This is a genomic window from Candidatus Krumholzibacteriia bacterium (genome assembly GCA_029865265.1).
Taxonomy (GTDB): domain Bacteria; phylum Krumholzibacteriota; class Krumholzibacteriia; order WVZY01; family JAKEHA01; genus JAKEHA01.
Window position 1 is genome coordinate 54712 of sequence record JAOUHG010000012.1, and the last position, 12669, is coordinate 67380.

The 12669-nt window shown below is 67.3% G+C and carries 8 protein-coding genes and 1 tRNA gene; all 9 read left to right on the forward strand.

From position 1 onward, the window contains the following. Positions 1-167 precede the first annotated feature (167 nt). The 9 genes from rpsA (at position 168) to OEX18_07800 (ending at position 12667) form a co-directional block, all read left to right on the forward strand. Positions 168-1955, forward strand: coding sequence for a 30S ribosomal protein S1 (gene rpsA, locus OEX18_07760; protein MDH4337162.1), 1788 nt, complete (start codon positions 168-170; stop codon positions 1953-1955). Between the two features lie 158 nt (positions 1956-2113). Continuing rightward, positions 2114-2434 (forward strand): hypothetical protein, encoded by a 321-nt coding sequence (locus tag OEX18_07765; protein MDH4337163.1) that lies wholly within the window; start codon positions 2114-2116, stop codon positions 2432-2434. A 13-nt stretch (positions 2435-2447) separates the two neighbouring features. Next, positions 2448-3605, forward strand: a complete 1158-nt coding sequence (locus tag OEX18_07770) for a tetratricopeptide repeat protein (GenBank protein MDH4337164.1) — start codon at positions 2448-2450, stop codon at positions 3603-3605. Then, entirely contained in the window at positions 3577-4629 is a 1053-nt protein-coding gene (locus tag OEX18_07775; GenBank protein ID MDH4337165.1) for an SPOR domain-containing protein, read from the forward strand. Before OEX18_07770 ends, OEX18_07775 begins: the two co-directional genes overlap by 29 nt. Further along, positions 4626-7229, forward strand: coding sequence for a DNA mismatch repair protein MutS (mutS, locus tag OEX18_07780; protein MDH4337166.1), 2604 nt, complete (start codon positions 4626-4628; stop codon positions 7227-7229). Before OEX18_07775 ends, mutS begins: the two co-directional genes overlap by 4 nt. Positions 7230-7370: 141 nt before the next feature. Further along, positions 7371-9638: a GAF domain-containing protein gene (locus tag OEX18_07785; protein MDH4337167.1), complete on the forward strand. Its 2268-nt coding sequence runs from the start codon at positions 7371-7373 to the stop codon at positions 9636-9638. Positions 9639-9776: 138 nt separating this feature from the next. Continuing rightward, positions 9777-11585 carry a DNA mismatch repair endonuclease MutL gene (gene mutL, locus OEX18_07790; GenBank protein ID MDH4337168.1) on the forward strand — a complete coding sequence of 603 codons (1809 nt, stop codon included), beginning with the start codon at positions 9777-9779 and terminating at the stop codon, positions 11583-11585. Next, a complete protein-coding gene (gene miaA, locus OEX18_07795; GenBank protein MDH4337169.1) occupies positions 11567-12541 on the forward strand; it encodes a tRNA (adenosine(37)-N6)-dimethylallyltransferase MiaA in 975 nt (324 codons plus the stop codon). Before mutL ends, miaA begins: the two co-directional genes overlap by 19 nt. A 50-nt stretch (positions 12542-12591) precedes the next feature. Next, positions 12592-12667 (forward strand) — tRNA-Gly (locus tag OEX18_07800). The last annotated feature ends 2 nt before the right edge of the window (positions 12668-12669 follow it).

Sequence of the window (12669 nt, forward strand, 5' to 3'; positions counted from 1 at the left end):
TTTCCAGTTTCCGGTTGCGGTCATAACCCCCAGCGGTTATGATGCCGTAATCCCATTTTCCCGGTTATTACATGACCTATAGGAGGCGAAACGGTTTGATGATCGATGAATCTCAGGGGACCGCTGCGGCGGCCCACTCAGAAAATTACACGAAAGGAGGTGGGGGATTGCGCTCGCCGGCGTACGCGCTGTTCGAGCATATGGACACCGAAGCGGCGGCGGTGGAAGCCACCGGCCGGTCAGCTTCGACTGCCATCGCGTACGAAGACACGATTACGACCTTCGAAGAAGGCCAGATCGTCAAGGGTCACGTCACGGAGATCCGTGAGAACGAAGTGATCATCGATGTCGGCTTCAAGAGCGAAGGATCGATACCCCGCGCCGAATTTCGCAGCATCGAGAATCTGGCCGTGGGCGACCCCTTCGACGTTTACCTCGAGAAGCTGGAGAACCAGGAGGGCCTGGTCGTCCTTTCCAAGGAGAAGGCTGACTTCTTCAAGGTGTGGGGACAGATCAAGGACTTCCACGACAACAACGAGGTCGTGCAGGGCCGCGTCAAGCGCCGCATCAAGGGCGGGCTGGTGGTGGACCTGTTCGGCGTGGACGCATTCCTCCCCGGCAGCCAGATCGCGCTGCGCCAGGTTCCCAATCTCGACGACCTCATGGGTCAGACGCTCGACTTCAAGATCATCAAGATCAACAAGCGGCGCCGGAACATCGTGGTATCGCGCCGCGTCGTTCTCGAGGAGAAGCGCGAGGAACTCAAGCGCGGCCTGATGGGCGAGCTGGAGTCGGGACAGGTTCGCGAAGGTATCGTGAAGAACGTGACCGATTTCGGCGCCTTCGTCGACCTGGGCGGCGTGGACGGGCTTCTGCACCTCACGGACATGACGTGGGGACGTGTGGGGCATCCGTCGGACGTCGTCCAGATCGGCCAGAAGATCGCCGTCAAGGTGCTCGACTTCGATCGCGAGAAGGAAAAGATCTCGCTGGGCCTCAAGCAGCTCACCCCGCATCCGTGGGAGGGCGTGAATGAGCGCTATCCGGTGGGCACGCGCATCAAGGGACGCGTGGTCAGCATCACCGACTACGGCGCCTTCGTCGAGCTGGAGAAGGGCGTCGAGGGGCTGATCCACATCTCCGAGATGTCTTGGACCAAGCACGTCAAGCACCCCTCGAAGATCCTGTCCGTGGGACAGGACGTCGAGGCGGTCGTGCTCAAGGTCGACAAGGATGCGCAGAAGATCTCGCTGGGCCTGAAGCAGACCGAGCCCGATCCGTGGACCACCATCGAACGGCGCTACCCGGGCGGCACGCGCCTGAAGGGTATTGTCCGCAACCTCACCAATTTCGGCGCCTTCGTCGAAATCGAGGAGGGCATCGACGGCCTGCTGCACATTTCCGACATGTCGTGGGCCAAGCGCGTGCGGCATCCGAGCGAGGTCGTCAAGAAGGGTGACCTGGTCGATGTGATCGTCCTGGAGATCAGCCAGGACAAGAAGCGCATCAGCCTGGGCATGAAGCAGCTTACGGAGAACCCGTGGGAACAGCTGGCCGTCGACTACGCGCCGGACGTCGAGACCACGGGCAAGATCACGCGCATCCTGGACCGGGGTGCCGTGGTTGAGCTTCGTCACGATGTGGAAGGGTTCGTGCCCGTGGGACACATGGGCATGGAGGACATCCTTCACCCGGAACAGTACTTCCAGGTGGGCGAGGAGCTTCCGTTGCGCGTCATCAAGGTGGATCCCAAGAGCAAGCGGATCGTCCTCAGTGTGAGTGCCTGGTTGCAGGGCCGCTCCGAGGAGGAAGTCGCTGCGTTCATGGAAGCCCACCCCAAGCGCGACATCGAAATTCCGGTGTCCACATTGTCGTCTTCGGACGTGGATGATATCGACGACGTCGATCTCTCCCCGCCGCTGGATGCTGAGAGCACGGAAGCGGTGGAGGAGTAGCCCACCGGTCGTGTTCGGGTTTTGCCATGCGCACAGGGCCGGTCCTCACCCGACCGGCCCTTTGCATTTGCGCCGACTGCGCCCTTGACGGGCGCGGCCCGCGCCGTCCATGATCGAAGCCGCGCAGGGGCTGTTTTACCAGTGAGGAGGCCACGATCGTGTGGTTCATCAGGTCATTTCTCATTTTTGCAGGTGTGGTGGGGTTTCTGTGGATCGGCATGGAGAACGCCGATCAAACCATCGATTTCACCCTGTTCACGCGGGACTACCCGGGTCTCGCACTGAACGTGCTGATGCTGTTCGTGTTCGTCACCGGCATGGCCTTCTCGTTCGTCATCTCGGTGCTCAACGAACTGAGCCTGCGCCGCCAGCTTTCCCAGGCGCGCCGGGCGCTCACGCACATGGACCGCGAGATCGCCACCCTGCGCAGCCTCCCGCTCGACGACGGCGACAGCGCGCACGGCGGGCAGGAGCGCTGAGGCGGACGGGGCCATGAACGATACCACGGCACTCCAGTTTCTGGCCGGCGCCCTCGGCGTCCTCTTCATCGCGGGGGCGGTGTGGCTGCTGCGCGGCCGCCAGGAACGCGTGGTCGAGCGCGTGGCCGACCCGTACATCGAGGGCCTCAAGCTGATGATCGACGGGCGTGGCGAGGAGGCCTTCCTGCGCCTTCAGCAGGCGATCGTCGCCGGCACCGCCCCCACCGACGCCTACATCCGAATTGGCAAGATGCTGCGCGAGCGCGGGGATGCGGCGCGCGCGCTGCAGATCCACCGGAGCCTCACCGTCAAGTCGGACCTCACCCGCCAGGAGCGCATCAACGTGTTTGTCAACCTGGCCGAGGACTACGTTGCGCTGGGCCGCGCGGATCGTGCGCTGGAGTCGGTGGAGACCGCCATGCGCCGCACCGGCCTGCGCGACCCCGCGCTCATCGGGCTGGCGGCGCGTGCCTGTCACAGCCTGGAACGAACCGAGGAGGCCTACGAGTACTTCAAGGAACTCAAGAAGGCGGGTGGCATCGGCAATCGAGAGATCGCCCTGTATCTCGCCAGCGTCTCCGAGGGGGAGATCGAGAAGGGCCGGACCCGGGACGCGCGCAAGACCCTGATCCGGGCGCTGCGTCACGACCCCGAGTGCGCGCCGGCCCTGCTCGCGCTGGGCCGCCTGGAGGAGAAGGCGGGCGAGATGGGCGGTGCCATCCGCTACTGGCGCCACGCGGCCACGATCTCACCGGAACTGGCGCCAGTCGCGTTGCGCAGTCTGGAACGCGCGCTCTACCAGAAGGGAACCTTCAACGACATCGAGGCCGTGTACCGTGACGTGCTCGACAGCCGTCCCGGCGACGAACACGCCGCGCTCGCGCTGGCGTCGTTCTACCGCAAGCAGGGGCGCACCGGGGATGCGCTGCATCTGCTGGAAGACTACGGCCATTCCCATCCGGGCTCGGTGGCTAGCACGGTGCTGCTCTCCTCGCTGTACGCGTCGCGGGGCGACTCCGACGAACTGGAAGACTTCCTGGACCGCAGCGAGCGCGCGCTGGAACGCGAGACGCAGTTCCGGTGCGGTTCCTGCGGCCACCTGTCCGGCGAGATGCGCTGGCACTGCCCGAGGTGCAACCGCTTTGATACCTTCTCCCGCAACACGAAGTAGCGCGCGCCGCAACACATGGCTGCTGGTGATGGTGGCGTGCGCCGCCCTTGCCGCGGATGCCGCCGCGCGCGAGGACGCCGGCGACCTGATCCGGCGCGCGCGCCGCGAGGCGGCCAACGGGCGCTACGCGGAAGCCGAGTCCAGCTATGCGCGTGCCGCACGCATAGCGCGGGGGGAGGAGCGCGCAGAAGCACTGTTCTCTCAGGCGGGACTGATGCGTTCCGCGCGGGACGCGGCGGCGACTTACGAACGCCTCATGGGTGACGGCCGCGCCGGGGAGTGGAGCCAGCTGGCGGCGCTGGAGCTGGCCAAGATCCACTACGCGATGGGACGCTACGAAGCGGCGCGCGAGACCCTTCGCGTCGCGCGCCTGTCGGGATCCTCCGATGAGGCCGCCCTGTTCGAGGGAATGTCCGACGTGATGGCGGGCGATTTCGACGCGGCCATCGCGCCGCTGGAGCGTATCCGCCGGGGCCGTCACCGCACGTGGGCAATGGTGACGCGGGCCGAGGCCGAGGCCGGTGCGGGACGAAACGCGGCCGCCTGCGACATCTACGAATCGCTCGCGCGGGCGCGGGTGAACCCGGCCGCCTGGTACCGGTACGCGGAGTGCCTGGAGGCGGAGGGCGACATGGCGCGCGCGCGGGAGGAATACGCTGAACTGGCCGAGGAGTACCCGCAGACGCCGGAGGCCATCCGTTGCGCGGGCAAGCTTTCGGCGCAGGTGGAAACCCCGCCGCCACCGCGCGGGGAAGAGCAAGCCGCGGTCATTCCGCCGGGAAAGGGCTACACCATCCAGTTCGGGTCGTTTACCGATCGCGCCAACGCCATCCGGCTTTCCTCCCGCATCAAGGAGACCTTCCCGGGCGTGCGCATCGACAGCGAGCTGGTCAACTACCGCGAGGTGTTCCGTGTCCGCATCGGCTACTACGCCTCACGCGAAGAGGCCGACGCCGCCGGACGGGACATGGCACAACGCCTCGACGAGCGCTACACCATCATGCCGGTTCGGCCGAATCCATGAGCGACACCACCACGCCGCTGATGTCCCAGTACCGCGACATCAAGCGAAGCCACAGCGACTGCATACTCCTGTTCCGCGTGGGCGACTTCTACGAGACGTTCTACGAGGATGCCGTGGATATCGCCGGTATTCTCAACATCACCCTGACGACGCGCGACAAGAACAAGCCCAACCCCATCCCCCTGGCGGGGGTTCCGTTTCACGCCGCGGAGACGTACATCACGCGCCTGCTTGCGGCCGGGCGGAAGGTGGCGGTCTGCGAGCAGGTGGAGGATCCGGCACTGGCCAAGGGACTGGTGCGCCGCGAGGTGGTGGAGGTCCTCACCCCCGGCACCGCGCTCAACGCGCAACTGGTGGCCGACGCCGACAACAACTACTGCCTGGGCGTGTTCCCAACCGAAGACGGAATGCGTGCGGTGGCACTGATCGATGTGGGGACGGGTGAGTGCGCGTGTGGTGAGGCGGACGGCGACGCCTACCTCCACCTCATCCAGGGCAAGCGCATCCGCGAACTGGTGGTGCCCGCGGCGGCGGCGGACGAGTTGCGCACGTCGCTCGCGCCGCATCTGGGCAATCCGTTCCTGACCGCGCTCTCCGACGATGAATTCGACCTGGCGCCGGCGCGTGCCGCGTTGGCCGCGCACTTTGGCGACGGAGCGGAAGCGCTCGTGGGCGCACTCACCGCGGGGGAGGCCGCGGTCACCGGCGCTCTGGTGCGCCATTGCCTGCGCCTGCGCGGCGGGGTTCTGCCCCAGGTGGTCACGGTGACCCGGCTGGGCGCGGCGCCGTTCCTGTCGCTGGACGAGGAGACCATCGCCAACCTCGAGTTGTTCGAACCGTTGCGGGGTGGAGTGCAGAGTGCCACCCTGCTGCGCACGCTGGACCGGACCCTCACACCGATGGGGGCGCGGGCGCTGCGCCACTGGATCCAGCGGCCGCTGTGCGACGTGGCGCGAATCGACGAGCGCCTGGACGCGGTGGCGCGCGTGCACAGCGACGCCGGGATGGCCGAACTGCTGGTGCGCGCGCTCAAGGGGGTGGCCGACGTGCAGCGCCTTTCGGCGCGCATCGCGTCGCGCAAGGCGATCCCGCGCGAGCTGCACGCGTTGCGCGAATCCCTGGAGAAGATCCCCGGGCTGGCCGGGGTGGTGGGAACCTGCGGCACCCCGCTGCTGGAATCGGCGGGCACAATGCTGGGTGAGCACGCCGCGTTGTGCGGCGAGATCGAACGGGCCATCGTGGTGGAGCCCCCCTCGCATCTGCGGGAAGGGGGCGTCATCCGCCGTGGGTTCGACGCCGACCTCGACCGGCTCATCGATGAGAGCGAGTCCGCCAGGAAGTGGATTGCCAGCCTGGAGGCGCGCGAGCGCGATCGCAGCGGCATCGCGTCGCTCAAGGTGGGCTACAACAAGGTATTCGGCTATTACATCGAGGTGTCCAACGCCCACGCGAAGGCGGTCCCCGCGGACTACGTCGGCAAGCAGACCCTCGTCAACGCCCAGCGGTTCTTCACTTCCGAGCTCAAGGAGAAGGAGGATCTTATCCTGAGCACGGAGGAGCGGCGTGTGCGCGAAGAGCAGCGCGTGTTCGACGGGCTGTGCGCTTCCATCGCCACACGCGCGGCAGCACTGCAGCGCACCGCGCAGGCGATGGCCACCATCGACGCCGTCCAGTCGCTGGCCATGACGGCGCGTGCCCACGGTTACCGCCGTCCCATGGTGGACGATTCGCTCGCCCTGGAGATCGTGGGCGGGCGCCACCCGGTGCTAGAGCGGGTGGTGTCCGAGGCGTTCGTTCCCAATGACCTCGATCTGGACGTGGAGCGCCGACAATTCGCGCTGATCACCGGACCCAACATGTCGGGCAAGAGCACGTTCCTGCGCCAGACGGCGCTTATCGCGCTGATGGCGCAACTGGGCTCGTTCGTCCCCGCGGAGCGCGCGCGCGTGGGGGTGGTGGACCGCATCTTCACCCGCGTGGGTGCCGCCGACCGGCTGTCGCGGGGCGAGTCAACCTTCCTGGTGGAGATGAACGAAACCGCGGCCATCCTGCGCCACGTGACCAACCACAGCCTGGTCATCCTGGACGAGATCGGCCGCGGTACGTCGACGTACGACGGCCTCTCCATTGCCTGGGCGGTGACCGAACACCTCCTGCAGGGAGGCGTGGCGCGGCCGCGCACGCTCTTCGCCACGCATTTCCACGAACTGACGCAGTTGCGCAGTTCGTACCCGCGCCTCGTCAACCTGAAGATTGCCATCCGCGAGTGGGAGGGCGGCATCGTGTTCCTGCGCAAGATCGTCCCGGGTACCAGCGACCGCAGCTTCGGCATCCACGCCGCGCGGGTGGCGGGGCTGCCGCCGTCGGTGATCCGCCGCGCCGAGGAGATCCTGGAGTCGCTGGAGTTGCGCCGCAACCTGGTGGCAAAGGGGTTCGACCTGGCCGAGTCGCGCGACCAGATGAGTCTCTTCACGCCCCCGGCCGCGGGGCCCGGCGACGGGTCGGAACTCCACGACCGCATCGACGCCTTCGACGTGGACAACTCCACCCCCCTCGACGCGCTGCAGTTCATCCGCGATCTGAAGAACCGCCCCCGCTGACGCCCCGGCCGTCGGCCGAGGCCGTATCCGCCCTCATTCGACCGAACCGGAAACCGTGGTCCGCGAATTGCTTACCCGCCTGCGGGTGCTGCGGGCGCGGGCTGCAGCTTTTGCAGTGCCTGCAGTGATCGCTGTAATCAGATGAAAAAGAAAAAGATACGAGTTGCCATCCTGGGCGGCGGCGAGGCGGACCTCTACGTCATGGGCGAGTTGCACAAGCAACGCGACGTGGAGATCGCATTCGTCTACGACCGCTACCCGGCGGCCGTGGCGGTAGAGATAGCGGAGATCCTCGGCATTCCCCGCGTGACCAGTCCGGAGGGGATCGCCGATCACCTGCCCGTGGACCTCGCCATCGCGGGCGAGCCGCGCGATCGATTCGAGCGCGAGATCGAGAAGCTGGGCAAGGCGGAGGTGCTGGATCACAGCGTGGCGCTGTCGCGCCTGTGCCGGCGCGAAGTGCCCGCCGCCCCGCCCGCGCCACCCGACGATGTTCCCTACACAATCGACGATGCCATCGAGGGCTTCGAGCGCCTGTTCGACCGGGCGCGCCTGCTCCGCTTCCTGCTCGATGTGGCGGTCGAAACCACCGCCGCCTCCAACGGGTCCATCATGCTCTACTCGCCGGAGGCGCGCGAGCTGTTCATCGCCCACGCCACCGGGCTCAGCGAGCGCGTCATCCGCAACACGCGCCAGAAGCTGGGCGAGGGCATCTCGGGATCGGTGGCCGCGGAGCGCAAGGGCAAGCTGATCCGCCAGGCCGCGGTGGGGCGCTCGTATTCCTCGCAGCTCGATCGCGTCAACATCGGTTCGGCATGTTCGGTGCCGCTCCTGGATGGAGAGCGCCTGCTCGGCGTGCTGAACGTCTCTTCCATGCCCACCGGCCGCGAGCTCACCATGCCCGACCTGCACACGCTGGAGCGCCTGAGCCGCCGCATCGCGCGCGTACTCTCCGAGTCCATCCGCCTGCAGGAGCTGCAGGTGCGGGCGGGGGAAATGGAACTGCGCCAGTCGGTGGGGGAACTGGCCGACAAGCCCGGCTCCACCGCGGAGCGGTTTTCGCTGCTCACGTCGCTGGTGTGCGAAATGACGGGTGCGGAGTCGGTGGAGGTGTTCGTCAGCACCACCGGTGGTGAATGGCTGGTGCTGGGTGGATCGAGCTACCGGGTGGCAGTGGAACCGGACGTGGTGCGCGTGGGACGGGGTGCACTGTCGCGGGCCTACCTGGAGCGGCGCACCATCATCCTCACCGAGCCGGTTGATCCGCAGAGCGAGCAGATTGCCTCGTCCTTTGCATTCGTTCCGCTGGTGATGTCGGAGGTGCTGGGTGTGGCGGTATTCGAGTTCGCGGAGCGCCACCGCCTGGACGAATTCATGGCCGCCAGGAACTCCATCACACTGGAGCTGTCGCGCTTCATTTCTTCGGAGCGGCGTGAACGCAGGCTGCGCGCGGAACTCGCGTCGCTGGCCAAGATCTCGGAGGCCGTCCCGGCGGTCATCTCGTGCCGCTCGCTCGAGGAATTGTCGGAAACGCTCGCGCGGGTGATTGCCGACGCGCTGGGCTGCGAGCGCGTGTCGGTGCGGCTGCGGCCCGGCAAGGATGCGCCGTGGACGCCGTTCCGCTACGACGCGGCGGGAAAACCGGACACGGCGTGGCCGGCGGAGGACGAGGAGCGTTTTGCGCGCCTCGAGCGCCGTCGCGAGTCGTTCCAGATGGCCTTCGTCGACTTCGGCCCATTGACGCCCGGCGGCCGCGCCACGCGCTCCATGCTCGCGGTACCCGTGCGCGAGGGCGGGGAACTGGTCGGCGGCATCCTTGCCTACGACAAGCGGCCCGGAACCGCGGTGGAAGAGACCTCGTTCTCGCCGCATGACGAGTCGGTGGTGGAACAGGCGCTGGCCATGGCGCGGCCGGTGGTGAAAGCGCTGGTGACGCCGGGCAAGGGCGCGCGGCCTTCATACGACGACGTGCTGGCGGGCAATGCCCATCGCATGGCGCGCATGATCGACGCGGAGACGGCGCGCGCGGACCGCTACCACCTGCCGTTCTCGTTGCTCTTCATCCGCGTGCCCGCCCTGGAGGGGCTCTTTGCGAGCGACGAGCCGGCTGCCATGCGCGTCGCCGAGGAGATCCAGCGCGGTTTCCGTACCCGAACGCGCAACAGCGACTTCGGCTGCTGGATCCGGCGCGACGCGTATGCACTGCTCTCCCTGGAAGGCACGCGCCGCATCAAGTTCCTCATCTCACGGCTGGTGGCCTACCTGCAGAAGGACGTCGCCGCCGCCGGCATCGCCGGGGAGGCGGTGGAGGTCGCGGTGGGTGTCGCCACCTACCCGGGCTCCTCGCGTACCGCCGAGGCCCTTCTCGAGGAAGCGGAGCGCGTCTCGCGCGCCAAACCCGCCGAGTAGCGCCCTGGGCGCTCCCGCCGCCGCCGGCGTCTGCGCACGGTTATCCCCACAAATCACCGCCGCACCAGGAAGCTTTCGTTGCCCGCCCGCGGGGCGCGTGCTAAGGTCTTCCCCGATAACCCGCAATGAGGACCGCAAATGCCTGTCATTAGAACACTTCCAGATGACGTCGCGCGCCGCATCGCCGCCGGAGAGGTGGTCGAGCGGCCCGCCTCGGTGGTCAAGGAACTGGTTGAGAACGCCGTCGACGCGGGCGCGCGCAGCATCACCGTGGTGACGGTCGGGGCGGGCGAGGCGCTGATCGAGGTTCACGACGACGGGGCCGGAATGGGCCGCGAAGACGTGGAACTCGCGCCGCGCAACTTCTCCACCAGCAAGATCCACGACGTCGACGACCTGCACCGGATCACCACCTACGGCTTCCGCGGCGAGGCGCTGGCGAGCATCTCGGCGGTGTCGCGCTTCGAACTGACCTCGAGTGACCGGGCGGGCGGGGAAGGTTGGCGCGTGCGGGTGGAGGGCAAGTCGATCGTCAGCAGCGAGCCGGCCGCCCACGATCGCGGCACCACGGTGCGCGTGCGCGACCTGTTCTTCAATACGCCGGCGCGCAAGCGCTTCCTCAAGTCGACCGTCACCGAGCGCAAGCGGATCCTGGAGACCATCCTGTCCTTCGCGTTGATTCTGCCCGAGGTGGAGATGCACTTCGTCGATGACGGGCGCCACGTGCTGGATCTGCTGCCGGCCCCGAGCTGGCGCGAGCGTGTGGCGGCGGTGGTCGGCGCGGACGTGATGCGGCACATGGTGGACGTGGACGCGCAGTCCGGTCCCATGCGCGTGACGGGATTCGTGAGCCTGCCCTCGCACACCCGTGGCAACCGTTTCAGTCAGTTTTTCTTCGTCAACAACCGTGCCGTGCGCGAACGCACCCTGGTGCACGCGGTGCAGGACGCCAACCGCAACGTGATTCCATACAAACGCTATCCGGTGGCGGTACTTTCCGTGTCGATGCCCGCCGACGAAGTGGATGTGAACGTGCATCCCAGCAAGCTCGAGGTGCGCGTGCGCAACGAGCGCGTCGTGTTCGGCACGGTGCGCAACGCCATCAAGTCCGCCCTGTCCGCGCGCAGCGAACCCGCCATGGCGGTGGGCGCGGGCTATTCGCGTGAGGCGGAAGAGGCGGCAGCGGGCGCCCAACCGGCGTGGCCGGCGGGTGCACCGGGCAACGGCACCGGGATGGGGCCGGCCGCGGGCGGTGCCAGCATCCGTGACGCCTTCGAGGACTACCTGACCCGCAAGCCTCCGCTGGCCGGCGCGACCGCACCGCTGCCGTTTCCGACGCAGGCCGCCGGTGCCGACGAGGTGGCGCGCATCGCCCCCACCGACGACGCGCTGTTCTGGCAGTTCAACAACACATTCATCTTCATCCAGGTGCGGGGCGGTGTGGTGGTGATCGACCAGCACGCGGCGCACGAGCGGATCATCTTCGATCGCGGTATGCGCCTGCTGGAGGATGCCGCCTCGCCCTCGCAGCAGATTCTGTTCAGCATTCCCATCGACCTGTCGCTGCGCGAACTGGAGGTGTTTCGCTCCTCGCGCGAGGTATTCCAGAAGCTGGGCTTCACCCTGGAACCGTTCGGGGGGACGAACATCCTGGTGCGCGGCTACCCGCAGGGGATCCGTAACTGGGCGGATGGTCGTCTGCTGCTGCAGATCTTCGACGATATCCTCGCCGACCGCGCACCCGGCAATACCCACACGGAGAAGCTGGTGGCGAGTTATGCCTGCCGCAGTGCCATCAAGGCCGGGCAGCGCATGTCGGTGGAGGAGATGAAGTTGCTCGCCGACCAGCTGTTCGCCGTCGAGAACCCCTACTCGTGCCCCCACGGGCGCCCCACCATCCATCGCCTCTCGCTCGAAGAGATCGAGAGATGGTTCCACCGCCGGTAAGCCCACCCGCGGCCGTGCGCTGCGTCGCCGTGATGGGCGCGACCGCCACCGGCAAGAGCGCGCTCGCCATGCAGCTCGCGGCGGAGTTCCGCGGCGAGATCATCTCCATGGACTCGCGCCAGGTGTACCGCGGTTTCGACATCGGCACCGCGAAGCCCACCCCGGCGGAGCGCGAGCGCATACCTCACCACCTCGTCGATACCCTCGAACCGCACCTGGTCTCCAGCGCGGGGCGCCACGCGGACGCGGTGCGCGCGTTGCTGCCGGAGATCGTCGCGCGCGGGCACGTGCCGTTTCTGGTGGGGGGGACCGGACTTTATTTCCGCGCACTGTTCCACGGCCTGGGTCCGGTGGCGATTCCGCGCGAGGAGCAACAGCGTATCCGCGCGGGCTTCGCGGGCCGCGCGACCGAAGACATGTACGCGGAGTTGCAGGCGCGCGACCCCGAGCGTGCCAGCGCGCTTTCCCGCAATGACCGGGTTCGTATCGCACGCGCCCTGGAGATCATTGCGTTCACGGGGCGTCCGGCCAGCGAGGCCCTGCGCCAGTCCAACGGGAACCCGGAAGTTGCGGTCTATCTGAAGCTCGTGCTGACCATGCCGCGCGGCGCCCTTCGCTTTCGCATCGCGGAGAGAACGCACGCGCTGTTTTCGGCCGGTTGGCCGGAGGAGGTGGACCGGCTGATGCGCGCGGGTGTCGCGCCGGATGCCCCCGCCATGCGGAGTCTGGGTTACGGGGAGCTCGCCGCCGCCATCGTGGCGGGAGCAGACCCGATATCGCGGCTCGACGAGGTGATCACCCGCACCCGCCAGTACGCGAAACGCCAGGAGACGTTCTTCCGCCGCGAGCGCGATGCGTTCTGGCTGGACGTGTCCAACGCGGGCGCCCCGAGCCGTGCGCGGGGCCTGGTTGCCGCGTTCCTGGCGGCGCAGAGCGGCGCGTCCGGGCCTCAATAACAACTTGACACTGGTGGCCTAAGGTGTTTACATCCCAATCTGTTAGGGGGGCGGGCATAACTCAGTTGGTAGAGTATCAGCTTCCCAAGCTGAAGGTCGCGGGTTCGAGCCCCGTTGCCCGCTCCATT